Source organism: Kitasatospora sp. NBC_00315, from assembly GCF_041435095.1.
In the GTDB taxonomy this organism is placed as follows: domain Bacteria; phylum Actinomycetota; class Actinomycetes; order Streptomycetales; family Streptomycetaceae; genus Kitasatospora.
The window spans coordinates 1077763-1101822 of sequence record NZ_CP108025.1; the positions used below are offsets into that span (position 1 = coordinate 1077763).

Here is a 24060-nt window from a genome sequence, read left to right on the forward strand (position 1 = left end):
GAGAGCGCTCTCAGAATGGCTGGTCAGCCGTGGGCACGTCAATGACCCGAGCGGGACGGAATCGATCCGCAGGAGAGTCACCCATGCCGCCAATCAGACTGGCCCGCAAGGGTCATGGAGATGATGCGGAATCGGTTCGCGAGGTCGGGGCCGGATGGGCCGGCGCTCGACGACCCGCCCACCCTCGCCCTCCGCCGGTGAGAGCGTTCTCAGACTGTTGGTCATTCGGCGGCGGCCACCTCGGTCGGAGCCCGTCCGGACACTCCGTGAATCGTATGTGTGTTCTATTAAGGCGTAGGCTCGACTCATGACCATCCAGCTCCAGGGCTCCCTGTTCGACGAGGCCGACCAGATCGGCCTGCGCCCGCTCACACCCGTCCACCGCACGGTGCTCGGCAGCGGGGCGTGGGTGGACGTCCTGCCGGGGTGGCTGGCCGGCGCCGACGAACTGTTCGAACGACTGGCGGCGGACGTGCCCTGGCAGGCCGAGCGGCGGCAGATGTACGAGCGGGAGGTGTCCGTCCCGCGGTTGCTGGCCCACTACCGGGAGCACCAGACGTTGCCGCACGCCGTCCTGACCCGGGCCAGGGAGGCATTGAGCGCGCACTACGCGGCCGAACTCGGGGAGCCGTTCGCCACCGCCGGCCTCTGCTACTACCGCGACGGGCGCGACAGCGTCGCCTGGCACGGCGACCGGATCGGACGCGGGGACCGGGAGGACACGATGGTGGCGATCGTCTCGGTCGGCGAACCACGCGCCCTGCTGCTGCGACCGCGCGACGGCCACGGCCACGGCGCCGGTGTGCGCTACCGGCTGGGGCACGGGGATCTGATCGTCATGGGCGGATCCTGCCAGCGCACCTGGGAGCACGCCGTACCGAAGACCCTCCGGCCCGTGGGGCCGCGGATCAGCGTCCAGTTCCGGCCGCGCGGGGTGAACTGACCGGGAGGACCGAGGCGAACGCGGCCGGGCCGGCCCGGAAAAGATTGGAGCGCCGGGCCCGATTCGAACGGACTCTTCCTACTGAAAGTAGGACGTGCTCCACCAGCACCACCGACGCGTGGTCGAAGATCGTTCCTTCGACGAACCGAATACTAGCAGTTCAGCGGACCGGTCCGATCAGCATCCCGCCGGGCCGAGCAGCGGGGCCGTCGGGCCGTCGCCCGCCGGCCCCGCACTCCCCCGCGACCGCGACCGCGCCGCACGGGGCCCGGTCCTCGGCCGCGGCGACCGGCGCCGGGCGCCGGGCGCCGGGCGCCGGGCGCCCGACCACTCGGCCGGCTCAGTCGGCCCGGTGCACCACCTCGCCGGCCACCACGCCCAGCTCCACCCGCGCGTCCAGGATCGCCTTCGGTTCGGCGGCGAACAGGTCGTCCGAGAGCAGCACCAGGTCGGCGAGCTTGCCGGGGGCCAGCGAGCCGAGCTCGGTCTCCAGGAAGTTGGCGTACGCGCTGCCCAGCGTGTAGCCGCGCACGGCTGTGGCGAGGTCCAGCGTCTCCTGCGGCATCCAGGCGGGCCCGCCGGCCAGGCCCTGCCGGGTGACGGCGGTGTAGAGGCCGACCAGCGGGTCCATCTCGGCGACGTTCCAGTCGCTGGAGAGCGCGAGTGTGGCACCGGCCTCGTGCAGGCTGCGCATCGGCCAGGCCTTGCTCCACCGCTGCTCACCGACCGCCTCGGCCCAGTCCCGGCCGGGACCGGCGATGTCCGGCGAGCAGTGCCGGGGCTGCATGCAGGCCACCACGCCGAGCTCCGCGAAGCGCGGGACGTCCGCCCGGTCGAGGCACTCCACGTGCACCACCTGGTGCCGGGCGTCGCGCGGTCCGTTGACGGCGCGGGCGTGCTCGACGGCGTCCAGGACGGTCCGGATGCCCCGGTCGCCGGTGGCGTGCACGAAGGCCTGGAACCCGGCCGCGTCCAGGGTGGCCAGTACCTCGGCGAACTCCTGCGGCGGGTAGAAGGTCTCGCCCCGGTGGCTGTGGCAGCCGGCGTACGGCTCCAGCAGGGCGGCGGTACGCGGCTCCACGACGTCGTCGATGTAGAGCTTCAACGGGCCGACCCGCAGCCGGTCGGAGGTGTACCGGCGGCCCGCCTCGGCGAACTCGGCGAGATCCGCCGGGGTCGTTCCGCGCGGGTGGAACAGCGCCGCGACCAGCCGCGAGCGGAGCCTGCCCTCGGCGGCCGCGCGCTCGAACAGGGCCAGGTCGTCCAGCGAGTTCTGCGGTTCGACGACGGTGGTGATGCCGAACCGGGCCGCCATGTCGAGGCTGCTGACCAGCCGCCCGTACTGGCGGTCCACCGCGGCCCACGGCACGCCCGCGGCGCGCAGCGCCCGGTGGCCGTCGCGGGAGAGGCCCTTGACGGCGAAGTCGGTGAGGAAGCCGGTGGGTTCGCCCGTCGCGGGGTCCTTGCGGACGGTCCCGTACGGCAGCCCGGTGGTGTCCCTGGTGATGCCGAGCCGGTGCAGGGCCGCGGTGTTCAGCCAGGCGGTGTGGACGTCGTAGCTGAGCACGAACGCGGGCCGCCCACCGGTGTACGGGTCGAGGTCCGCGGCGGTGGGCATCCGGCCGCCGGGGATCGCGGAGTAGTCGAACGCCTCGCCCTCGATCCACTCCTCGTCCGGGTGGCTGCGCAGCCGGGCGGCGATCCGGGCACCGATCTCGGCGAGGCCGGTGGCGCCGGCGAGTTGGACGCAGTCGGCGTCGGACCCGAGCCGGACGTGGTTGTGACTGTCCACGAAGCCGGGCAGCACCAGGCGGCCCCGCGCGTCCACCACCTCGGTGTCGGGACCGGTGAGTTCGCGCCAGCCCGCGCCGTCGCCGACCCAGGTGATCCGGCCGTCGCGGACGGCGATCGCCTCGGCGCGGGGCCGGGAGTCGTCCACGGTGTGGACGTGGGCGTTGTGCAGGACGAGGTCGGCGGGGCGGTTCACATCTTCTCCGTGAGGGCGGTGCGGGCCGCGTCGGCGGCGGAGGCCGACGGGGCGGCGGGAACGACGGCGGGGTGCTCCCCGGCGAGGTCGGCGGGCAGGCTGAGCATCCAGTGGGTGGCACCGCGCGGGCGCAGGTAGCCGAACCAGTAGGCGACGCCGACGAGCAGCACGGCGCCGGTGATCAGCAGGTCACGGGCGCTCTGCTGGGTGAGCGAGTAGCCGAGGACGCCGATGGTGACCAGCGGGACGACGGGCCACAGCGGCATCCGCCACGCGGGGGTGGCGCGGTGCCGGGCCCGGCGGGCGGTCAGGGCGGCGCAGCCGAGCAGCAGGTAGATGACGGCGACGACGACACCGGTGAAGCCGAGCAGCGCCTCGATCGGCACGGCCAGCGCGAGCACGATGCCGGGAACCCCGATGGCCAGGGTGGCGACCCAGGGCGAACCCCAGCGCGGGTGCAGACTGCCGAGCGCCCGGTTGACCGGGTCGGGCCAGGTGCGGTCGCGGGCGGAGGCGTAGAGCACCCGGCCGTTCTGCAGCACCATCACGATGACGGCGTTGAGGATCGCGGCGGCGATGCAGAGGCTGACGAAGGTGCCCACGGTGCTGCCCGCCCAGGAGTCGACCACCGCGACCAGGTCGCCGGTGGCGAGTGCGTCCGGCGAGGCGACGCCCAGACAGATGGCGGTGACCGGGACGCTGATCAGGACGACCCCGGCCAGCAGCGACCACAGGACGGTCCGGGCGACGCTGCGGCGCGGGTCGCGCAGGTCCTCGGAGAGGTACACGGCGGTGCCGAACCCGTTGTAGGTGAAGAGGGCGACCGCGAGTCCGGAGACGAGCAGCCCGGCGGTGAACGGACTGGTGCCGCCCTGGCCGTCCGGCACCACGGCGTGCAGCAGGGTGGAGACGGGCTGGCGTACGTGCAGGAAGCCGAGCACGCTGACCACGGCGGCGGCGAGCACCTCGATGCCGAGGAAGACGCCGGTGATCAGGGCGTTGGACTTGATGTCCAGCACACCGACCGCGACGGCCAGGGCCATCACCGCCGCTCCGGCCACCGCGGGGTCGAGGGAGACCACCGAGGAGAGGTAGCCGGCCGTACCGAGGGCGATGATCGGCGGGATCACCAGCAGCGACACCACGGAGATCACGAAGACCAGCCAGCCGGCGAGGCGCCCGAGCAACTGCCCGACGATCGAGTACTCACCGCCGGCGCTGGGGACGAGCGTTCCCAGCTCGGCGTAGCAGAAGCCGACGCCGAGCGAGAGCAGGGCCGCGATCAGCAGGGTCAGCACGGCGCCGCTCCCCTGGCTCTGCAGCAGCGGCGGAACGACGATGAACAGGGAGGAGGCGGGTGTGACGCAGGAGAGCGTCAGCAGGACGCCGCCGAACACGCCCAGCGAGCGGGGCAGCGCGGCGAGGTCCGGCTTCGGGGTTTCGGTCATCGGGCACCCGGACTCGGTAGAAGGTGGGGGTGCCGGTCATTCAACGCGCGGCGAAAAGATCGCGTCAACCCTTCTTGGTTAACGTTTCACGCTCAGATGACTTCTTTTTCTCCTATTCCTAAGTTGAGAGCACTCCAGACAAAGGATTCACCGGTCGGAGCGGTAGATCGTAGGTGTAGGACTCCTTGACGATCTCCAGGTGGTACCAGGACTCCACCCGGACGACGCCCTCCGCGCCGCGCAGCGCGTCCAGCGTCGCGAGCAGCGCCGGGCGGTCGCTCGCGTCCACCCCGCACACCACGTCGAAGCGGCCGTGGCCGGCCGCCACGTAGTTGACCCCGGGCAGTCGCGCGGCGGCTCCCGCGGCGGCCGGCGCGCTGCCGCGTACGGTCAGGCCGACGCCCACCGCCTCCCGCACCCCGACCGCCCGTGAGTCGACCAGGCCGGTCACGTGGACGGCTCCCGACTCCAGCAGCCTCAGCACCCGTGCCCGGGTGGCAGGCTGGGACAGCGCGACGCGCTCCGAGAGCGCGGCGAACGAGGCGCGGCCGTCGGCCTGCAGCAGGCCGAGCAGCGCGCGGTCGACGTCGTCCACCAGTGGGCGGCGTTCGGCGCCGCCCGCTCCCGGCCCGCCGCCCGCTCCCGGCCCGCTCTCGGCCTCCCGCACCGGCGAGTAGGCGTCCTTGACCAGCCGGGTGCACCGGAACACCTCGATCCCCCGCACCCCGGGCGCCGACCGCAGCGCCGCGAACTCACGCTCCAGCGCCGACTCGTCGGCGACCCGGAGTTCGACCACCACGGCGCGGGCGCCGGCGGTGCAGGACACGAAGCTGGTCGCCGGGCGGGCGGCCGCCGCGTCGGCGGCCGCCCGCCCGGGGCCCTCGACGTCCAGCGAGACGTGCGCCACCGCGCCGATCCCGACGACCCACGGCTGGACGATCCCGACCACCCGCACCGTCCCGGTCTCCAGCAGCCGGTGCACCCGGGCCCGGGCCGCCTCCCGCGAGACGCCCAGCAGCTCGGCGAGCCGCTGGTGGCTGATCCGGCCGTCCCGCTGCAGTTCGCGGACCAGCGCGGCGTCGAACGCGTCCAGCATCATGGGCACTCCCCTCGTCCCGGCGATCGTACCCATCGCCCCTCCCCGCCCGGCGCCACCTTTCCTGACCGAACGTTCCAGTGGAAGTCAGGGTCGACTCGTGGCCAGGACCAAGGAATTCGACCCGGACGTCGCCCTTCGCGCGGCCCTGGGGCTGTTCTGGGAGCGCGGCTACGAAGCGACGTCGACGAGCGACGTCGTCGCGCGCCTGGGCATCGGACGCGCCAGCGTCTACGCCACCTTCGGCAGCAAGCACGAGCTGTATCTCCGCGCGCTCGACCGGTACGCGGAGCAGACCGATCCGCGCCTGCTGGAGGAGCTCTCGCAGCCGGGCGCCGTCCTGCCGGCGGTCCGGGCGCTGGTCCGCCGGTTCGCCGAGAAGGCCGGTTCGGAGCGGCGGACCCTCGGCTGTTTCGTCACCAACACCGCCGCCGAGCTGGCCGCCCACGACCGTGAGGCGGCCCGCCGGGTCGAGGCCGGCTGGGACCACCTGGAGACGCTGCTGCACTCGGCCCTGGTGCGGGCCGCGGCCCGGGGGGAGCTGGCCGCGGAGCGGGACCCCCGGGGGATCGCCCGACTCCTCGTCGTGCTGATGCAGGGGATGCGCGTGGTCGGCAAGGCCGCCACCGACCCGGGCCGGGTGCGGGACGCCGCCGAACAGGCACTGACGCTGCTGGACTGACCCGGCCGAGCCGAGCCGGCCCTCGTCCGGGTGCCCCTGCGCCCGGCGGCCCGCACCCCCGCCTCGCCTTGGACCTCGCCCTCGCCCGGTGACACTGTGCTCCGACTCGATACCGGACCGATCGATCCACTGTCGACTCGATCGGTCCGACCGTTGGGCCCGATCGTCCGCCCCGTCACCCGCTCGCCCGCTCAGCGCGGCCGACCCAGGGGCACCGACCTGGTGGTCGACGGCGGGACCTCCACCTGACCGCTCCCCGGGCCGCCTGCCTCCGGCCCGAGCGAGCCGACGCGGACCGGCGGCGGGCAGGGCCGGGCAGGGCGGGACCAGCCGGGCGTAGCGGGTGGTCGGAACAGCGGTGCAGCCGGGGAACAGGCAGGTCACAGGCCCGGGACGGGGTGGAGCCGCCGGGCTAGGGTGGGGAGATGAACACCGGATACCGACCTGTTCCCGCGCGGGTGGCCGAGCCCGCGGACATCGACGCCGTCGTCGCCGCACTGACGACCGCCTTCTTCGAGGACCCGCTGTGGGGCCCGGCCTTCCCCGACCCGGACCGCCGCGCGGTACAGGCGGCGGCCATGTGGCGGCTGTACGTGACGTCGGCCCAGCGCTACCCCTGGACACTGGTGACACCGGGGGTGGAGGCCGTCGCCGTCTGGATCCCGCCGGGCGGCACCGAGCTGACCCCCACCGAGGAGAGCGGGTTCGCGGACTTCCTCGCCGACTGCGCGGGCCCCGAGGCGGCCGCGGGCATCATCGGCATCTGCGAGCTGCTGGAGGCGGCCCGCCCGAGCGAGCCGCACTTCTACCTCACCCTGCTGGGGACCCACGACGACCATCGCGGCAAGGGGCTCGGGATGGGCGTGCTCGCCGAGAGCCTGACCCGCGTCGACGCCCTCGGCGCTCCGGCCTACCTGGAGTCGTCCAACCCCGCGAACGACGCACGGTACGAGAAGGCGGGCTTCGTGGCCCGCGACCGGATCACCACGGCGACCGGCCATGTCGTGACGACCATGTGGCGCCCGGCCCGCTGACCACCGCTCCGCCGCCTCTCGGTCCGCCGCCCCGCTCCGGCTCCGGCGCGCGCCGGTACCGGCACCGACCCGGTGAGTTCCTCCGCGCCGGACCACCCCGGCGGCTCCCGGCGGCGGTTCGCGGCGCGCCCGGATCGGGGCGCGCCGCGAACCGGCGGCCGGGGAGCGGCCGCTACTGCGGGGTCACGTACGCGCCGGAGATGCCGCCGTCCACCAGGAAGGTGCTGGCGGTCATGAACGACGAGTCGTCGCTGGCCAGGAAGGCGACCGCGGCCGCGATCTCGTCCGGCTCGGCGAAGCGGCCGAGCGGGATGTGCACGAGCCGACGCGCGGCCCGCTCCGGGTCCTTGGCGAACAGCTCCTGGAGCAGCGGGGTGTTGACCGGCCCGGGGCAGAGCGCGTTGACCCGGATGCCCTCGCGGGCGAACTGGACGCCCAGCTCGCGGGACATCGCCAGCACGCCGCCCTTGGAGGCGCTGTAGGAGATCTGCGAGGTGGCGGCGCCCATCACCGCGACGAAGGAGGCGGTGTTGATGATCGAGCCCTTGCCCCGCTCGCGCATGTGCGGGATCGCGTACTTGCAGCAGAGGTAGACGCTGGTCAGGTTGACGTCCTGGACCCTCTTCCAGGCCTCCAACCCGGTGGTGAGGATGGAGTCGTCCTCGGGCGGCGAGATACCGGCGTTGTTGAACGCGATGTCCAGGCGTCCGTACTCGGCCACCGTGGTCTCGTACATCGCGCGCACCGCGTCCTCGTCGGCGACGTCGGCCCGGATGAACAGGCCGCCGACCGAGGCCGCGGCCGCCTTGCCCGACTCCTCGTCGAGATCCACGCAGACCACCTTCGCCCCCTCGGCGGCGAAGCGGCGGGCGGTGGCGAGGCCGATTCCACTGCCCGCGCCGGTGATGACGGCCACCCGGCCGTCGAGTCGCTCGGTCATGGCGTTACTCCTCCGTGGAGATGAAGACGTTCTTGGTTTCGGTGAAGGCGTGCAGCGCGTCGGGCCCCAGCTCCCGGCCGAGGCCGGACTGCTTGAACCCGCCGAACGGGGTCGAGTACCGCACCGAGGAGTGCGAGTTGACGGAGAGGTTGCCCGCCTCCACGCCCCGGGCGACCCGCAGGGCCCGTCCCACGTCCCGGGTCCAGATGGAGCCGGAGAGGCCGTAGTCGGTGCTGTTGGCGATCCGCACGGCGTCCTGCTCGTCGCGGAACGGGACGACGGTGACCACCGGCCCGAAGATCTCCTCGGTGAACGCCCGCGCGTCGTGGTCGACGGGCGACAGGACGGTGGGCGGGAACCAGAAGCCGGGGCCGTCGGGCGCGCTGCCGGTGAAGGCGACCGGGCTGCCGTCGCCGAGGTAGGAGGCGACCCGTTCGCGGTGGGCCGCCGAGATCAGCGGGCCCATCTCGGTCTTCTCGTCGGTCGGGTCACCGACCCGCACGCCCCGGACGGCCGGCTCCAGCAATGCCATGAACTCGTCGAACACACCTGCCTGGACGAGGATCCGGGAGCGCGCGCAGCAGTCCTGTCCGGCGTTGTCGAACACGGCGTACGGTGCGGTGGCGGCGGCCTTCGCCAGATCGGCGTCGGCGAAGACGATGTTGGCGCTCTTGCCGCCGAGCTCCAGGGTGACGGGCTTGACCTGCTCGGCGCAGCCGGCCGCGATGCCCTTGCCGACCCGCGTGGAGCCGGTGAACACGACCTTGCGGACGTCGGGATGGGTGACGAAGCGCTGCCCCACGACCGGGCCCCGCCCCGGCAGCACCTGGAGCACTCCTTCGGGAATGCCCGCGTGCAGGGCGAGTTCGGCCAGGCGCAGGGCGGTGAGCGGGGTGAGTTCCGCGGGTTTGAGCACCACGGTGTTCCCCGCGGCGAGTGCCGGCGCCAGGCCCCAGGCCGCGATCGGCATCGGGAAGTTCCAGGGCACGATGACGCCGACCACCCCGAGCGGCTCCTGGAAGGTGACGTCCAGGCCGCCGGCCACCGGGATCTGCCGGCCGAAGAGGCGTTCGGGCGCGGCGGCGTAGTACTCGATCACGTCGCGCGCGTTGCCCGCCTCCCAGCGCGCGTTGCCCACCGTGTGACCGGCGTTGGCGACCTCCAGCGCGGCCAGTTGCTCGCGCTCGGAGTCGACGGCGGCGGCGAAGGCCCGCAGCAGGCGGGCCCGGTCGGCCGGGGCGACCGCGCGCCAGCTCTCGAAGGCGGTCCTGGCGCGGGCCACGGCGGCGTCGGTCTCGGCGAGACCGGCCATCGCCACCGTCCGGATCACCTCCTCGGTGGCGGGGTTGACCACCTCGAAGAGGTCCTGGTCCGAACTCACGGTGCTGTCTCCTTCAGGTGGTGGATGTCGACGTGCCACGAAGGTGGCGGGCGTGGCGGCTGCCACGGGGCTTCAGGTGCCGGGCGTGGCGGCTGCCACGAAGGCGTTGAACAGACGGGGGTCGGAGGGGTCGGCCTCCGGGTGCCACTGGACGCCCAGGACGAAGCGGCGGCCGGGTAGTTCGAGGGCCTCGATGGTCCCGTCGGCGCTCCAGGCCGTCGCCAGCAGTCCGTCGCCGAGCCGGTCGACGGCCTGGTGGTGGTAGCAGGCCACCTTGGCGGCGTGGCCGAGGACGGTGGCGAGCGTGGCGGCGGGCCTGACGGCCACGGCCTGCGTGGCGAACGTGGCGGGCGCGATCCGGTGGCTCTCGTCCCCCGTCCGGTCCGGCAGGTGCTGGATCAGCGTGCCGCCCAGGGCGACGTTGAGCAGCTGCATGCCCCGGCAGATGCCGAGCACCGGGACGTCCAGCTCGAGCACCCCGCGCAACAGGTCGAACTCCCAGGCGTCGCGCACCCGGTGGGGCTCACCGGCCTGGGGGTGCGGCGCCTCGCCGTACCGTCCGGGGTCGATGTCGGGACCGCCCGCGAGCAGCAGACCGTCGAGCCGGGCCAGCAGCCGCCCGGTGTCACCGGTCTGCGGGGGCAGGAGGACGGGGACGCCGCCTGCGCGCGTGACGGCGTCGACGTAGCTCTGCGGGATGAGGGCGGCGGGCTGGCGCCAGACCCCCCAGGCGGCGTCCTCCAGATAGCCGGTGATCCCCACCAGCGGCGCGGCGGTCACAGTCGCTCGAATCCGCGCCGACGCTCCCAGTCGGTCACCGCCGCGTCGTAGGAGGCGAGTTCGACCCGGCCCGCGTGGGTGTAGTGCCGCACGACGTCCTTGCCGAAGGCGAGCGCGGCGGCCTCGCTCCGCTCGAACGCCCCGACGGCGTCGCGTAGCGTGGCGGGCACCCGGGGCGCGTCCGAGGCGTAGGCGTTTCCGGTGAACTCCGCCTCCAACGAGAGCTGTTGCTCGACCCCGTGCAGGCCGGCCGCGATCAGGGCAGCGACCGCGAGGTAGGGGTTGACGTCCCCGCCGGGCACCCGGTTCTCGAACCGCAGCGAGGCCCCGTGGCCGACCACCCGCAGCGCGCAGGTGCGGTTGTCCCTCCCCCACGCGATCGCGGTGGGGGCGAAGCTCCCCGGCACGTACCGCTTGTAGGAGTTGACGGTGGGGGCGAGCAACAGCGCGAAGTCGGCCAGGCAGGCGAGCTGTCCGGCCAGGAAGTGCTCCATCACCGGCGAGAAGCCGTGCGGGCCGTCGCCGGGCATCACCGGGGCGCCCCGGTCGTCGCGCAGGCTCAGGTGGATGTGGCAGGAGTTGCCCTCGCGCTCGTTGTACTTGGCCATGAAGGTGAGGCTGCACCCCTCCTGCGCGGCGATCTCCTTGGCGCCGGTCTTGTAGACCGCGTGGTCGTCGCAGGTGCGCAGCGCCTCGGCGTACTTGAAGGCGATCTCGTGCTGGCCGAGGTTGCACTCGCCCTTCGCCGACTCCACGGTGAGCCCGGCGCCGGCCATCTCGTTGCGCACGCGGCGCAGCAGCGGCTCGACCCGGGAGGTGCCGAGGATCGAGTAGTCGACGTTGTACTGGTTGACGGGCGTGAGCCGGTGGTAGTCGCGCTCCCAGGCCTGCTCGTAGCTGTCCTTGAAGACGATGAACTCCAGCTCCGTGCCCGCGTAGGCGTGCCAGCCGTAGCCGGCCAGGCGCTCCAGCTGGCGGCGCAGGATCTGCCGGGGCGAGACGCTGACCGCCCGGCCGTCGTGGTGCGCGACGTCGCACTGCACCATGGCGGTGGCGGGATGCCAGGGGACGGTGCGCAGGGTGGCGAGGTCGGGGGTGAGGACGAGGTCGCCGTAGCCGCTCTCCCAGGAGGAGATCTCGTAGCCGTCCACGGTGTTCATGTCGATGTCGACGGCGAGCAGGTAGCCGCAGCCCTCGGCGGAGTTGGGGACGACGTCGGAGAGGAAGTACTCGGCGGCGACCCGTTTGCCCTGCAGACGGCCCTGCATGTCCGTCATGGCGAGTACGACGGTGTCGATCGCGCCGGTGGCGACGCGGGTGCGCAGGTCCTCCAGGGTGAGGCGCGGACTGCTCATGGGATCTCCGGTTCGGCTTCGAGGGCGGGGAGTTCCTCGGCCGGGTGCTGGATCCCCGGTCCGGTGAACCAGTGCCTGGCGGAGACCAGCCACCAGCTCCCGGCGAAGCCGAGGACGACCAGGACCGCGACCGGCGTGTAGTTGAAACTGACGGCGGTGACCGGGCTGACGGTGGGCAGCATGAACAGCACGGTGATCAGTGCCGTCCACCCGACGGCCACCACGCCGATCGGCCGGCTCCAGCGGCCCAGGTGCCAGGGCCCGCGTTCGAAGGCCTCGCCCTGCCTGAGTCTGAGGAACACCGGGATGACGTAGGCGAGGTAGAGACCGATCACCGAGACCGAGGTCACCGCGGCGTACGCGGTGGTGTTCCACAGGGCCGGCAGGCCGAGTACGAAGGCCCCGCCGGTGGCGAGTCGCACGGCGCTGGTGGGCGTCCGGGTGCGGGGGTCGATCCGGTGCCACAGACGCGAGCCGGGCAGTGCGCCGTCCCGGGAGAAGGCGTAGATCATCCGGGAGTTGGCGGTGACGGAGGCCATGCCGCAGAAGAACTGGGCGCCGATCACGATGAGCAGCAGCAGTTCGGCGCCGCGGTCACCGACGGCGTCGATGAAGATCTGGGCGGGCGGCACGCCGGTCGAGCCGCCGAGCGCGCCGTCGTAGTCCTGGATGGCGAAGGTGAGGCCGAGCAGCAGGATCCAGCCTGCCACCAGCGAGACCAGCACCGAGTTGACGATGCCGCGCGGGCCGGAGCGGGCGGCGTCCCTGGTCTCCTCGGTCATGTGGGCGGAGGCGTCGTAGCCGGTGAGGGTGTACTGGGCGAGCAGCAGGCCGATCATGGCCACGTAGAAGGAGCTGTGGAACCCGGTCCTGTTGACGAAGCCGGTGAGGACGAAGGAGGCCGAGGCGTGGTGCGCGGGCACCAGGACGAGCACGCCGACGATGATCGTGACCCCGGCCAGGTGCCACCAGACGCTGACGTTGTTGAACAGCGCGACCAGTCGCACGCCCCGGGTGTTGAGCAGGCCGTGGACGAGCAGGATCACTCCGAACAGCGTGACGGTGTGGACGGGGGTGGCCGCGAAGCCGAACCGCATCTCCAGCAACGCGTTGGTGAAGATGGCGGCGCCGTAGTCGACACCGGCGGTGACCGCGATCTGGCCCAGCGTGTTGAACCAACCGGTGAACCAGCTCCACGCCGGGCCACGGGAGGGGGCCAGTTTGGCCGCCCAGTAGTAGAGGCCGCCGGCGGTGGGGTAGCTGGAGCAGATCTCGGCCATCGACAGGGCCACGCACAGGGTCATCAGCCCGACCACCGGCCAGCCCCAGGTGATGATCGCGGGCCCCCCGGTGTTCAGGCCGAAGCCGTAGAGGGTCAGGCAGCCGGAGAGAATGGAGACGATCGAGAAGGACACCGCGAAGTTGGAGAAACCGGACATCGAGCGGGCCAGTTCCTGGGTGTAGCCGAGTTCCCGCAGCCGCTGCTCGTCCGAGGACGGGGCGGTCCCGCCGGGCATGTCGGCGGGATCCGCCACGGCGCCGCCCGCCGACATGCCGGGCGCGTCCGCCGGAAACACCCGGGTGGCAGCCTGCTCGGGAGGTGAGTGGTGGTCGACCGGTGAGTGTTCGGGAGACATGCGCACCCCTTGGGGGTCGATGCGGGATCCGGAACGTGCGCCAGCAGCATGGAAACCAATGGACCGAAACCGGACCATTGGCGTAGTGCGCATGCTTTACCCTGGCGCACCACCGCGTCAAGGGGACCGGCCGAGGGCCGTCCGGCCACCGCCCGGCCACGCCACGACCGCCGCCCGACCGCACAGCCGCCCGCACACCCGACCGCACAGCCGAGCGCCGGGACGCCCGCCGGACGCCCCGGGCCCGCCCGCTGCGCCGACCCGTACCTCGGTACGATTCCGGAGTGGACCTGGCGGGCGGGCGCGACGCGCGGACGGACTGGCGGGGCGGCGCGATCTTCCGCCCCGTCCGGACGGGCAATGCGTTCGAGGAGACGGTCGAACGGATCCTGGAGGCGATCAAGCTCGGCGTCCTGGGCCACGGCGACCGGCTGCCGCCCGAACGCGAGCTGGCGGTCCGGCTCGGCATCAGCCGCGAGACGCTGCGGGAGGCGATCCGCTCACTGCGGCAGGCCGGCTTCGTCGACTCCCGCCGGGGCCGCTACGGCGGGACCTTCATCACGTACCGGCTGCCGCCGCCCGACCTCGGCGATCTCCGCCGGGCCGTCCAGGATCTGGGCGCCGAGCTGGAGGACGCGCTCACCTACCGGATGGTGCTGGAGACCGGCGCGTCCGAGCAGGCCGCCCGGCGCGTGCTCACCGAGGAGCAGCGCGCGTATCTGCGTGAGCGCCTGGACGTTCTGGAGGACGCCCCCGCCGAGGAGTACCGCCAGCTGGACTCGCGCTTCCACCTGGCGATCGCCGAGCTGACCGGCTCGCCCTCACTGGCCGCCCGCATCACCGAGAGCCGGATGCGCCTCAACGACCTCCTGAACGCCATACCCATGCTGCCGCGCAACATCGATCACGCCTGTGAACAGCACCGGACCATGGTGCGGACCATCCTGGCCGGCGACGCCGAGGGCGCCCGGCGTTCCACCGAGGAACATCTCGAGGCCACCGCGGCCCTGCTGCGCGGATTCCTCGGCTGACGGGCCCCGCGGACCGCTCCGACGACGGCGGCGGTGGCGGTCGCGCCCACTGCGGCATTGGAGTGATCCGAGTCACTCCGACGATGCGTAACGTCTTCGGCCTTGGGAACGATTAGTCGAACGGTGCTTGCCGCGTGGAGGATCCCTGATCCGTCACACTCCCCGTGCGCGGCGGAGCCGTATCATGCCCACTGCACCGAGAGGCCACTCGTGTCGCCCAGCCCGTCCCGCACGCTTCCGCATCGGATCGCCGAATCCGCGTCCTTGATGGCACTCATCGAGCGCGGCCGGATCACAGGACACATCACCGGTGATGAGGTGCGCCAGGCATTCGAGGCCGACAACATTCCGACCACCCAGTGGAAGGTCGTCCTCCGCAGCCTGAACCAGGTGCTCGACGAGGAGGGGATGACCCTGGCGGTCCGGCCCGCTCAGGAGCCGAAACCGGCTGCTGGGGACTCGAACCGGCGATCTGTCAAGAAAACCGTAGCCACGCGCGCTACCCCTGTCAAGAAGATCACAGCGGCCCCGGCGGAGGGCGCGGAGGAGGCCGCCGAGGCGCCCTCCGACGCGGCCGCACCGGTCAAGAAGGCCGCCGTGGCGAAGAAGGCCGCACCCGCGAAGAAGGCCGCCGCGGTGAAGAAGGCGGCGCCCGCGAAGAAGACCACGACGGCTGCCGCGGCCAAGAAGACCGCCGCGAAGAGCACCGCGAAGACCGACTCCGAGGACACCGGCGCCGAGCCGGCCGGCGAGGACGACATCTTCGACGAGAGCGCGGCGGCCGAGCCCGGCCAGGAGCCGGGTACCCCCGGTATCGGGAGCTTCACCCTCTCGGACGACGACGAGGACGACGCCCCCAAGCAGCAGGTCACCACGCCCGGCGCCAGCGCCGACGCGGTGAAGGACTACCTCAAGCAGATCGGCAAGGTCTCGCTGCTCAACGCCGAGCAGGAGGTCTCGCTCGCCAAGCGGATCGAGGCCGGCCTCTTCGCGATGGAGAAGCTCGCCTCCGGTGAGGAGCTCACCCCGGTGTTCCGGCGCGAGCTGGAGCTCATCGCCGAGGACGGCCGCCGCGCCAAGGACCACCTGCTGGAGGCCAACCTCCGCCTGGTGGTCTCGGTCGCCAAGCGCTACACCGGTCGCGGCATGCTCTTCCTGGACCTCATCCAGGAGGGCAACCTCGGTCTGGTCCGCGCGGTCGAGAAGTTCGACTACACCAAGGGTTTCAAGTTCTCCACCTACGCCACCTGGTGGATCCGCCAGGCGATCACCCGGGCGATGGCCGACCAGTCGCGCACCATCCGTATCCCGGTGCACATGGTCGAGGTCATCAACAAGCTGGCCCGGCTGCAGCGCCAGATGCTCCAGTCGCTGGGCCGCGAGCCCACTCCGGAGGAGCTGGGCAAGGAGCTCGACCTCACCCCGGAGCGGGTGGTCGAGGTGCAGCGCTACGGGCGTGAGCCGATCTCGCTGCACACCCCGCTCGGCGACGAGGGCGACAGCGAGTTCGGTGACCTCATCGAGGACACCGAGGCCGTCAAGCCCGCGGACGCGGTCAGCTTCACCCTGCTCCAGGAGCAGCTGCGGGCCGTCCTGGAGACGCTGGCCGAGCGCGAGGCCGGCGTGGTCTCGATGCGCTTCGGCCTGACCGACGGCCAGCCGAAGACGCTGGACGAGATCGGCAAGGTCTACGGGGTCACCCGTGAGCGGATCCGCCAGATCGAGTCCAAGACGATGTCCAAGCTGCGCCACCCCTCGCGCTCGCAGGTCCTGCGCGACTACCTGGACTGAGTCCGGCCCGGGAGAACGCGCCCCCTGTCCGCGGATGCCGCGGGCGGGGGGCCTTCTCGTGCCCCCGTCGCCGTCCCTCCGGGCCGGGTGACCGGGACGGCCCGGGGCGGCGCACGGGTAAAAGCCACGGGCCCGGCCGATCCGCCGTGGGGCGGACCGGACCGGGCCCGGAAAAGATTGGAGCGCCGGGCCCGATTTGAACGGACTCTCCCTACTGAAAGTAGGGCGTGCTCCACCAGCACCTCCGACGCATGTCCAAGAGATCGCTCTCTCGACGAACAGAACATTACCAGGTCGCGGGGGGGTGCTCCCGACACCGGCGGTCGACGGCGGCCCGCTCGGCTTCCGGGTGTGCTCCGCGCCCGGGCCGGGAGTCGCCGGGCGCGGAGGGCGGCGGCCCTCGGCGTCCGGGCGCCGTCCCGGCCGAACGGCGGCCGGTGGGGTCAGGCGTCGCCGCTGTCGCCCGGTGCCGCCTCACCGAGCACGGCGAGGGTCAGCACGTTGCCGCCGATCCCCCAGCCGCCGTCGGCGACCTCCTCGACCAGAACCATGGTGGTGGCGCGGGCGCGCTCGCCGTAGATCTCGACGTACAGCTCGGTGGTGCGGGTGACGATCTCCTCCTTCTGCTTCGGGGTGAGGGTCTTCTCGGGGACCTTGAAGTTCGCGAAAGGCATGGCTGGTCCTTCTTCGTCGATCGATGGGTGGGCTGCGGGCGGTTCAGACGATTCCGCCGTTGGCCCGGACGACCTGTCCGTTGATCCAGTGGCCGGCCGGGGAGGCCAGGAACGCGACGACCTCGGCGATGTCGGCCGGGGTGCCGAGTCGCTCCAGCGGGGGCTGGGCGGCCAGGCGGGCGACGGTCTCCTCGTCCTTGCCGTCCAGGAACAGGTCGGTGGCCGTGGGGCCGGGCGCGACGGCGTTGGCGGTGACGTCCCGGCCCCGCAGCTCCCGGGCCAGGATCAGCGTCAGCGCCTCGACCGCGCCCTTGCCTGCGCAGTACGCGCCGTAGTTCGGGAGGGCCAGCCCCACCGCGGACGTGGAGAACGTCACGATCGCACCGCCGGGGCGCACCCGGCGGGCGGCCTGCTGGACGACGACGAACGTGCCGCGGATGTTGGTGCGGTGCAGGTCGTCCAGGACGGCCAGGTCCAGCTCGGCGATCGGCGCCGTGTGCATCCGCCCGGCCGCGTGCACGACGACGTCGACGCCGCCGAACTCTGCTTCGGCCACGTCGAACAGGGCCGCGACCGCGTGTTCGTCGGCGACGTCGGCGCGCACCGCGACCGCCCGGGCGCCGCCGGCGACGGCCTCCTCCACGGCGGCCTCGGCCTCGGCCTGGTTGCCGGCGTAGCCGACCACGAGGGCGTACCCGTCGGCGGCCAGCCGGGCGACCGTCCGGCGGCCGATGCCGCGCGAGCCGCCGGTGACGATCGCGACCCGGGGGGCGGCGGCGGGCCGGGCGGCGGCGGCGGTTTCGTCGAGGGACGTGGGGACGGGCATGGCTGACTCCTGTGCTGGATGCGGATCAGGCCGCGGTCTCGCCGTCGTCCTGCTGTGTCCTCCACGATCGGCCGATCCCCCGGCCGTAGCCAGGGCTGCGTCCACCCGGGGGATGCCGACCCCTGGCTCCGGTTCGGCGCGCGAGCGACCATGGAGGGGTGAACCTCCCAGAACTCGGCGCCTTCCTCAGAACTCGCCGCGACCGCATCCGCCCCACCGAGGTCGGTCTGCCCCACGGCCCGCGCCGGCGCGTCCCCGGGCTGCGCCGTGAGGAAGTCGCCCAGCTGGCCGGGCTGTCGGCCGACTACTACACCGAGTTGGAACGCGGCAGCGCAGAACACGGCGTGCAACCCTCGGCCCAGACCCTGGCCGCCCTCGCCCGAGCCCTGCGACTGAACGGCGACGAGCGCGACCACCTGTTCCACCTGGCCGAACGGCCGATCCCGCCGTCGGCACACGGACCGTCGGCACACGTGCAGCCCGCGCTTCTCGGACTGTTGGACCGGTTGTCCACCACCCCCGCGCGGGTCATCACCGACCTGCACGAGACCCTGGTGGAGAACAACCTCGCTCTGAGCCTGCTCGGCAGGTCCCCGGCGCACCGCGGCCCGACGGCGAGCTTCGTGTACCGCTGGTTCACCGACCCGCAGGCGCGCGAGATCTACCCGCCCGAGGACCACCCGCGCCACTCCCGGGTGTTCGTGGCCGACCTCCAGGCAGCGGCTGCCCGGCGCGGCCGGGACGCGGAGGTCGCGAAGATGGTCGCCATGCTGCGCCGCCGCAGCCAGGAGTTCGCGGCTCTCTGGGACACCCATGACGTCGCGGTGCGCCGCATGGACCACAAGAAGATCGTCCACCCCACGCTCGGCGTCGTCGAACTCGACTGTCACAACCTGCTCAGCGAGGACGGACGCCAGCGCCTGCTGTGGTTCACCGCGCCGCCCGGCAGCCCGGGAGCCGAGCAGCTGGAACTGCTGTCCGTCCTGGGCACCCAGGACCTGAGCGTCCCCGGGGGCACGGCGCCGGACGGGTCGCCTGCGGCCCAATCCCGATCACAGCGCTGACCCGCGCCGCCGAGGACGCCGAGGGGCCGCCCGGACACGGCGGTGACGGCCCCCCAGAACTGGTGCCCGGCCGGGTCAGAGGTGCCTGGCGATCTCGGGCAGCAGTTCCTTGAAGGTCCGGCCCGCGGCCGGCTCGCCGATCGCGGTCAGCTGCCAACCGGTGCCGGAGCGGTGCACCTTGGCCATGATCTGGGCCGTGTACGGGCCGCCGCCGGTGAGCGTGTAGCGGGCCAGCTCGGCGCCGGTGGTCTCGTCCACGAGCCGGCAGAAGGCGTTCTGCACCTCCTGGAAGGTCTGTCCGGTGAACGAGTTCACGGTGAAGACGATCTGCTCCACCTGGGTGGGCACGCGCTGCAGATCCACCACGATGGACTCGTCGTCGGCGCCCTCGCCGGCGCCGCCGGTGAGGTTGTCGCCGCTGTGCCGCACCGAGCCGTCCGAGCTGGTGAGCTTCTGGAAGTAGACCACCTCGACCGGCTTGGTACCGGCGAAGAGCACGGCGGACGCGTCCAGGTCGATCTCCCTGGCCGGGATCAACTTGGCCAGGAAGCCCTTGCGGGGGGACGCCTTCCAGCCCAGGCCCATCCGCACCAGGCTCAGCGCTCCGCCCCCGGCCTTCTCCAGGCTGATCTTCTGTCCCTTGCCGAGGTTGACCGTCATGCGTCCCGCTCTCCTGCCTGTCGGCCGGCGGTTGCCCGCCGGCGCCTGCCTCTCAGCCCGCGCGCCGCACCCGGACCGGCCGGTGGGACCGGCTCCGCGTGCGGCGACGGGTCACGACGGTGCGGCGGCGCGGCGGGCCGGCGGCTCCTGACGAGCCGCCCACCACCGCCTGCCGGACGCCCGCCGCCGCCCGTCCGGCGGACGACGGCGTCCACCGGCGATCAGACGTTGACCCCGTAGTCGGAGGCGATGCCCCGCAGGCCGGAGGCGTAACCCTGGCCGATGGCACGGAACTTCCAGTCGGTGCCGTAGCGGTACAGCTCGCCGAAGACCATCGCGGTCTCGGAGGAGGCGTCCTCGGTCAGGTCGTAGCGGGCGACCTCGGCCCCGTTGGCCTGGTTGACGATCCGGATGAAGGCGTTGCGCACCTGGCCGAAGTTCTGCAGCCGGGCGTCGGCGTCGTAGATGGAGACCGGGAAGACCACCTTGGCGACGCCCGCCGGGACGGCGGCCAGGTCGACCTTGATCTGCTCGTCGTCACCGTCCCCGCCGCCGGTGAGGTTGTCGCCGCTGTGCTCGACCGAACCCTCGGGGCTGCGAAGGTTGTTGAAGAACACGAAGTGCTGGTCGGAGACGACCCGGCCGGCCTCGTTGCACAGCAGCGCGCTGGCGTCGAGGTCGAAGTCGGCACCCGTGGTGGAGCGGACGTCCCAGCCCAGGCCGACGATGACCGCGGTGAGGCCCGGCGCCTCCTTCGTCAGCGAGACGTTGCCACCCTTGGCCAGCGAGACTCCCATGTGCCCTCCTGGGGACTCCCCGCGCCGGGCCCGGAACGCCCGGCTCTCTATCGGTACGGGGATCATAAATCTACAACACTGTAGAGCGATCGAGAATCTGTCCGCCCGTCATCGGTGCCCCTCCCCCGCGACGCCCGGGCCCCGCCGAACCGCTCGGTAGGATGGCCGGTGCTCTCCCGGCAGCGCGGGCGGGCGCAACCGGAGAAAGAGGCCGCCATGGGCACCGAACGGGAGACCCCCGCCGCGTACTCGCGCGTCCGCAGGCGCGGCCAGGGCGAGTTGGAGGCCCAGGTGCTGGCAGCCCTGCAGGCCGCTCCCGGCCCGGCCACCGCGGTCTGGGTCCAGCAGCACCTGGGCGACGGCCTGGCGTACACCACGGTGATGACGATCCTGTCCCGGCTGCACGCCAAGAAGGCCGTCTCCCGGACCCGCGCGGGCCGCTCCTACGTCTGGCGGGCCGCCTCCGACACCGCCGGTCTCGCCGCCCTGCGGATGCGCCGGATGCTGGACGGCGAGCGGGACCGCGACGCCGTGCTGGCCAGCTTCGTGAGCACCCTGCTGCCCGACGACGAGGAACTGCTGAGAGCCCTGCTGGACAGCGCCGCCGACGACGGGAGCTGACCGGGGTGGGCGTCTTCGTGTTCCTCCCGCTCGTCCTGCCGCTGACGGCCCTGCCGATCGCCCGGCTGGCCGAACTGCACCTGCACCCGCGCAGCGCCGCCCGCCTGCTGACCGGCATCGGCGCCGTCATGGCCGTCTGCAGCACGCTCTGCCTGGGACTGCTCGGCGTGATCGGCACCGCGCAGATCCCCGGCAACCCGCTGCCGGACAGCTGGTCGAATCCCGCCGTGCGCGACGTGGTGCCGTTCCACGAGATCGTCGGCTTCACCGCGATCGCCCTGCTCGGGGTGATCGCCGTGGCCTGCGCCGTCACCGTCGGACGCCATCTGCGGGTCAGGTCCCGCGCCCGGCAAGCCCTCGCCGCCGTGCCGCCCGGGCGCGACATCGCCGTCCTCCCGGACGAGGCTCCGTACGCCTATGCGCTGCCGGGGCGGTCCGGGCGGTGCGGACGGATCGTGGTCTCCACCGCGATGCTGGCCGGGCTGGCCGACGACGAGTGCCGCGCCCTGGTCGCCCACGAGCGGGCCCACCTGGCGCACCGGCACCACCGGATCCTGTTCGCCACCCAGCTCGCCGGCCGCGTCAACCCGTTCCTGCGGCCGTTGCGGCGGGCGGCGGCCTACAGCACCGAGCGGTGGGCCGACGAGGAGGCCGCGCAGGCGGTCGGCGATCGCCGGCTGACCGCCCGGGCGGTGGCGAACGCCGCTCTGCTCTCGCACCGGAGCGGCCGGCCCGGCCCGGCGGCCCCGGCCGGACTGGCCGCGTTCGCCGCGCCCGGCCCGGTCCCGCGCCGGGTCGCCGCCCTGCTCGGCCCCGTCCCGGCGGCCGGCGTCTGGCCGCCCGCGCACAGCCCGGCCGGACTGGCCGCCATGGTCGCGGCGGCGGGGACGGCCGCCTCGGCGCTGTCCGCGCTGAACGCGGCGGTCGCCCTGCTGCTCGTCCTGAAGGCGGCCACACCGCTCTGAACCGGTCGGCCGTGCCCCCGCGACCGGGGCACCGGCCGACCGGTGCTCACCGCGGCCCGGTGACGCGTTCCAGGTGACTGCCACCGGCGGGGCGTCTCGGGGAGCCCGCCACCGCACAGCCGTCACCAAGCACGCGTCACCGGGCGAACGTCACCGGGCGAACGTCACCGGGCGAACGTCACCAGGCGGACGGCGCCGGCGGTGCGACGAGCGGCGGGTGGTCGTCGCAGGTGATGGTGTTCGGCAGCTCCCACGGGGCGAGCCAGGCACCGGTGGTGCCGCCGCCGTCGTTGCCGCCGAGGTCCTTCAGCGAGAACTCCGAACCGGCGCCGGTGAAGTGGAACGTCCCGCAGTTGTTCACGCCGACCGCGCCCACGTTGCGCGCGTCCACGTTCTCGAAGGTCGCCGAGCCGGCCGCGCGGGCGCTCAGCACCGAGGTACCGGCGCCATCCACCTTGATGTCCTTGAAGTGCAGGTTGTCGACCGAGTAGAGGTCCTTCACCGGCCAGTCGGCGACCAGCATGATCGCGTTGTACGTGTTGTCCAGGAAGTTGTCGCCGGTGACCTGGATGTCAGCGTCGATGTTCTTCTCCAGCGCGTAGAACCAGATGGCCCCGAGGCCGATGTTCCAGTTCAGCTCCTTGGTCCCGGAGCGGACGGTGGTGTTGTCCGTGATCCAGAGGTGGCCGGTGAACGCCTCGGCGCCGAAGCGGGAGCCGACCTGGATCGCGCTGCCCTCCCGGATCGGGTCGGCGATCAGGTTGTTCGAGACGGTGTTGTCGGTACCGCCGTAGATCGCGATGCCGTTGGCGAGCACCGGCGTCTGGACGGTGTTGTGGTCGAAGGTGTTGCGGGCGTCCTCGGTCTTCTCGGACCACATCGCGAGGCCGTCGTCACCGGTGTTGCGGACGAAGTTGTTCGACACCAGCGAGTCGGTGACGCCGGTGTGGAAGTTGATGCCGTCGGCGATCTGGTCGGCGATGACGTTGCCGGTGATCCGCAGGTTGCTCATCGGCCCGTCGAACCACATGCCCACCTTGGTGTGGTGGATGTAGAGGCCCTCGATGGTCGAGTCGCTCAGCGAGCCGCCGATGCCGTTCACCTGGTCGGTGTCGACCCGCTCCCGGACGTCGCCCTCGATCGCGAAGCCGGACAGGTGCACGTTGCGGCTGCCGCCCGCCGACGCGTCCTTGCCGTAGAAGCCGACGCCGGTGTGCACCGAGCCGTCCGGGGCCGGGGTGGCGAGATCGACCTGGTGGCCCTTGATGACCGTGTACCAGCTGCCCGCCCCCTCGATCGTCACGTCGTCGACGAGGATGTGACGGTTCACCTGGTAGGTGCCCGGCGGGATGTAGACCTTGAGGTGGCTCTTCTTGGCGAAGGCGATCGCCCGGTCGATCGCGTCCGCGGAGTCGTGCCTGCCGGACGGGTCCGCGCCGAACGCCAGCACGTTCGCCGCGAGCAGGTCGACGTGCGGCAGGCCGACGAGCTGCGAGTCGAGCAGGTCGACCGTGACGGTGGCGCTGCCGGCCGGCACGGCGAGCCGGACCTTGTCGCCCGCGCGGTAGGTCCGCCCGAGGAGCAGACGCTGCTCGTCGAAGGCGTGGTTCGGCCGGAACGGCGTGTCGACGACCGGGGCGGGCGTGGTGGCGGCCGGCACGCAGCCGCACTCGGTGATCCACCAGTCCGTGTGCATCACGCCGGCCTGCGGGTCGTTCGAGAAGGGGTACTGGTTGTACAGCCAGGCGTACTTGGACGTCAGGTTCATGGTGGTGCGGCCCTTGCCGTTCACCGTGACGTCGAGCGGTGCGGTGGTGCCGCCGCCGGACGGCGCGTCCGGGACGCTGTAGCGCACGTTGATCGCGTTGGCGGCGGCCGGGAGGGTGAACTCGACGTACTGACCGGGCTTCAGGGTGACCGCCTGGCGGCCGGACGCCTCCGCGGCGACGGTGTAGGCGGTGCGGTCCGGGCCGAGCACGGTGCCGTCGGTGGCGGCGTTCTCCGCCTCCTGCTCGGCGAAGTCGACCGCGGCGCCCCGGCCCGCGACGAGCGAGGGATCGAGGGCGGCACGCGTCACGACCGGGGCCCGGCCGGTGCTCGGGGCCGCGGCCAGGGCCGTGCCCGCGAGCGGGAGGCCGAGACCGAGGGTGGCCGCGGTGACGGTCGCCACCGCGGCCGCGGTTCTCCGCCGTGCCCTGCTGGAGCCCGCTTCGGCTCCGGTGATGCTCCGTGACATCGCAATGCTCGTTTCTGTCGGGAGGGCGGGCGCCTGAACACGCTGCGGCGCCGCGAACGCCATGAGGGTCAGCCGACAGTAGGGCTCCCGCATCCCACTCCACAAGATCTCT

General features: G+C 72.6%; 21 protein-coding genes and 1 tRNA gene. 8 read left to right on the top strand and 14 right to left on the bottom strand.

The window, feature by feature from the left end; all coding sequences use genetic code 11:
* Positions 1 to 307 precede the first annotated feature (307 nt).
* Positions 308 to 943, top strand: a complete 636-nt coding sequence (locus OG823_RS04565; protein ID WP_371477717.1) for an alpha-ketoglutarate-dependent dioxygenase AlkB — start codon at positions 308 to 310, stop codon at positions 941 to 943.
* Between the two features lie 45 nt (positions 944 to 988).
* Here OG823_RS04565 and OG823_RS04570 read toward each other — a convergent pair.
* From OG823_RS04570 to OG823_RS04585, 4 genes are all read right to left on the bottom strand, one after another.
* Positions 989 to 1061: transfer RNA gene (locus OG823_RS04570), tRNA-Glu, on the bottom strand.
* Between the two features lie 222 nt (positions 1062 to 1283).
* Positions 1284 to 2930, bottom strand: coding sequence for an amidohydrolase (locus OG823_RS04575; RefSeq protein ID WP_371477719.1), 1647 nt, complete (start codon positions 2928 to 2930; stop codon positions 1284 to 1286).
* A complete protein-coding gene (locus tag OG823_RS04580; RefSeq protein ID WP_371477721.1) occupies positions 2927 to 4378 on the bottom strand; it encodes an APC family permease in 1452 nt (483 codons plus the stop codon). Before OG823_RS04580 ends, OG823_RS04575 begins: the two co-directional genes overlap by 4 nt.
* A 118-nt stretch (positions 4379 to 4496) precedes the next feature.
* Positions 4497 to 5510, bottom strand: coding sequence for an Lrp/AsnC family transcriptional regulator (locus OG823_RS04585; RefSeq protein WP_371477723.1), 1014 nt, complete (start codon positions 5508 to 5510; stop codon positions 4497 to 4499).
* Between the two features lie 64 nt (positions 5511 to 5574).
* On the opposite strand from OG823_RS04585, the gene OG823_RS04590 reads away from it, so the two are divergent.
* Positions 5575 to 6156, top strand: coding sequence for a TetR/AcrR family transcriptional regulator (locus OG823_RS04590; protein ID WP_371477724.1), 582 nt, complete (start codon positions 5575 to 5577; stop codon positions 6154 to 6156).
* A 425-nt stretch (positions 6157 to 6581) separates the two neighbouring features.
* Entirely contained in the window at positions 6582 to 7190 is a 609-nt protein-coding gene (locus OG823_RS04595) for a GNAT family N-acetyltransferase (RefSeq protein ID WP_371477726.1), read from the top strand.
* 172 nt (positions 7191 to 7362) lie between these two features.
* On the opposite strand, the gene OG823_RS04600 is transcribed toward OG823_RS04595, so the two are convergent.
* The 5 genes from OG823_RS04600 to OG823_RS04620 form a co-directional block, all read right to left on the bottom strand.
* Positions 7363 to 8130, bottom strand: a complete 768-nt coding sequence (locus OG823_RS04600; RefSeq protein ID WP_371477728.1) for a 3-oxoacyl-ACP reductase — start codon at positions 8128 to 8130, stop codon at positions 7363 to 7365.
* A gap of 4 nt (positions 8131 to 8134) precedes the next feature.
* A complete protein-coding gene (locus OG823_RS04605; protein ID WP_371477729.1) occupies positions 8135 to 9511 on the bottom strand; it encodes an aldehyde dehydrogenase in 1377 nt (458 codons plus the stop codon).
* A gap of 72 nt (positions 9512 to 9583) precedes the next feature.
* A complete protein-coding gene (locus OG823_RS04610) occupies positions 9584 to 10291 on the bottom strand; it encodes a gamma-glutamyl-gamma-aminobutyrate hydrolase family protein (protein ID WP_371477731.1) in 708 nt (235 codons plus the stop codon).
* Complete coding sequence (locus OG823_RS04615; protein WP_371477732.1) at positions 10288 to 11646, bottom strand: glutamine synthetase family protein; 1359 nt, start codon at positions 11644 to 11646, stop codon at positions 10288 to 10290. Before OG823_RS04615 ends, OG823_RS04610 begins: the two co-directional genes overlap by 4 nt.
* Entirely contained in the window at positions 11643 to 13163 is a 1521-nt protein-coding gene (locus tag OG823_RS04620) for an amino acid permease (protein WP_371484306.1), read from the bottom strand. Before OG823_RS04620 ends, OG823_RS04615 begins: the two co-directional genes overlap by 4 nt.
* A 404-nt stretch (positions 13164 to 13567) precedes the next feature.
* Between OG823_RS04620 and OG823_RS04625 the strand changes: the two genes are divergently transcribed.
* Together OG823_RS04625 and OG823_RS04630 are read left to right on the top strand one after the other, a co-directional pair.
* Positions 13568 to 14314: a FadR/GntR family transcriptional regulator gene (locus OG823_RS04625; RefSeq protein ID WP_371477733.1), complete on the top strand. Its 747-nt coding sequence runs from the start codon at positions 13568 to 13570 to the stop codon at positions 14312 to 14314.
* A 210-nt stretch (positions 14315 to 14524) separates the two neighbouring features.
* Positions 14525 to 16105 carry an RNA polymerase sigma factor gene (locus OG823_RS04630; protein ID WP_371477735.1) on the top strand — a complete coding sequence of 527 codons (1581 nt, stop codon included), beginning with the start codon at positions 14525 to 14527 and terminating at the stop codon, positions 16103 to 16105.
* A gap of 443 nt (positions 16106 to 16548) precedes the next feature.
* Here the strand turns inward: OG823_RS04630 and OG823_RS04635 are convergent, their stop codons facing one another.
* Positions 16549 to 16779, bottom strand: coding sequence for a tautomerase family protein (locus tag OG823_RS04635; protein WP_371477736.1), 231 nt, complete (start codon positions 16777 to 16779; stop codon positions 16549 to 16551).
* Between the two features lie 43 nt (positions 16780 to 16822).
* Positions 16823 to 17605 (bottom strand): SDR family oxidoreductase, encoded by a 783-nt coding sequence (locus OG823_RS04640; RefSeq protein WP_371477737.1) that lies wholly within the window; start codon positions 17603 to 17605, stop codon positions 16823 to 16825.
* A gap of 158 nt (positions 17606 to 17763) precedes the next feature.
* Between OG823_RS04640 and OG823_RS04645 the strand changes: the two genes are divergently transcribed.
* Positions 17764 to 18669 carry a helix-turn-helix domain-containing protein gene (locus tag OG823_RS04645; RefSeq protein WP_371477739.1) on the top strand — a complete coding sequence of 302 codons (906 nt, stop codon included), beginning with the start codon at positions 17764 to 17766 and terminating at the stop codon, positions 18667 to 18669.
* 75 nt (positions 18670 to 18744) lie between these two features.
* Here OG823_RS04645 and OG823_RS04650 read toward each other — a convergent pair whose 3' ends face one another.
* Positions 18745 to 19329: a TerD family protein gene (locus tag OG823_RS04650; RefSeq protein WP_371477740.1), complete on the bottom strand. Its 585-nt coding sequence runs from the start codon at positions 19327 to 19329 to the stop codon at positions 18745 to 18747.
* 221 nt (positions 19330 to 19550) lie between these two features.
* Positions 19551 to 20126, bottom strand: coding sequence for a TerD family protein (locus OG823_RS04655; RefSeq protein WP_371477742.1), 576 nt, complete (start codon positions 20124 to 20126; stop codon positions 19551 to 19553).
* Positions 20127 to 20342: 216 nt separating this feature from the next.
* Between OG823_RS04655 and OG823_RS04660 the strand changes: the two genes are divergently transcribed.
* Complete coding sequence (locus OG823_RS04660; RefSeq protein ID WP_371477743.1) at positions 20343 to 20747, top strand: BlaI/MecI/CopY family transcriptional regulator; 405 nt, start codon at positions 20343 to 20345, stop codon at positions 20745 to 20747.
* A gap of 5 nt (positions 20748 to 20752) precedes the next feature.
* On the top strand, positions 20753 to 21712 hold the full coding sequence (locus OG823_RS04665; RefSeq protein ID WP_371477746.1) for a M56 family metallopeptidase: 960 nt from the start codon (positions 20753 to 20755) through the stop codon (positions 21710 to 21712).
* Between the two features lie 178 nt (positions 21713 to 21890).
* Here OG823_RS04665 and OG823_RS04670 read toward each other — a convergent pair whose 3' ends face one another.
* On the bottom strand, positions 21891 to 23948 hold the full coding sequence (locus OG823_RS04670) for a glycosyl hydrolase family 28-related protein (RefSeq protein ID WP_371477748.1): 2058 nt from the start codon (positions 23946 to 23948) through the stop codon (positions 21891 to 21893).
* Positions 23949 to 24060 lie beyond the last annotated feature (112 nt).

What these genes read in the sequence shown, in the direction of transcription:
- OG823_RS04615 (WP_371477732.1), bottom strand. Translation starts at nt 11,646, where the DNA reads ATGAGCAGTCCGCGCCTCACCCTGGAGGACCTGCGCACCCGCGTCGCC.
- OG823_RS04595 (WP_371477726.1), top strand. Translation starts at nt 6,582, where the DNA reads ATGAACACCGGATACCGACCTGTTCCCGCGCGGGTGGCCGAGCCCGCG.
- OG823_RS04585 (WP_371477723.1), bottom strand. Translation starts at nt 5,510, where the DNA reads ATGGGTACGATCGCCGGGACGAGGGGAGTGCCCATGATGCTGGACGCG.
- OG823_RS04620 (WP_371484306.1), bottom strand. Translation starts at nt 13,163, where the DNA reads ATGCCCGGCGGGACCGCCCCGTCCTCGGACGAGCAGCGGCTGCGGGAA.
- OG823_RS04565 (WP_371477717.1), top strand. Translation starts at nt 308, where the DNA reads ATGACCATCCAGCTCCAGGGCTCCCTGTTCGACGAGGCCGACCAGATC.
- OG823_RS04650 (WP_371477740.1), bottom strand. Translation starts at nt 19,329, where the DNA reads ATGACGGTCAACCTCGGCAAGGGACAGAAGATCAGCCTGGAGAAGGCC.
- OG823_RS04670 (WP_371477748.1), bottom strand. Translation starts at nt 23,948, where the DNA reads ATGTCACGGAGCATCACCGGAGCCGAAGCGGGCTCCAGCAGGGCACGG.
- OG823_RS04640 (WP_371477737.1), bottom strand. Translation starts at nt 17,605, where the DNA reads ATGCCCGTCCCCACGTCCCTCGACGAAACCGCCGCCGCCGCCCGGCCC.
- OG823_RS04660 (WP_371477743.1), top strand. Translation starts at nt 20,343, where the DNA reads ATGGGCACCGAACGGGAGACCCCCGCCGCGTACTCGCGCGTCCGCAGG.
- OG823_RS04655 (WP_371477742.1), bottom strand. Translation starts at nt 20,126, where the DNA reads ATGGGAGTCTCGCTGGCCAAGGGTGGCAACGTCTCGCTGACGAAGGAG.
- OG823_RS04580 (WP_371477721.1), bottom strand. Translation starts at nt 4,378, where the DNA reads ATGACCGAAACCCCGAAGCCGGACCTCGCCGCGCTGCCCCGCTCGCTG.
- OG823_RS04600 (WP_371477728.1), bottom strand. Translation starts at nt 8,130, where the DNA reads ATGACCGAGCGACTCGACGGCCGGGTGGCCGTCATCACCGGCGCGGGC.
- OG823_RS04635 (WP_371477736.1), bottom strand. Translation starts at nt 16,779, where the DNA reads ATGCCTTTCGCGAACTTCAAGGTCCCCGAGAAGACCCTCACCCCGAAG.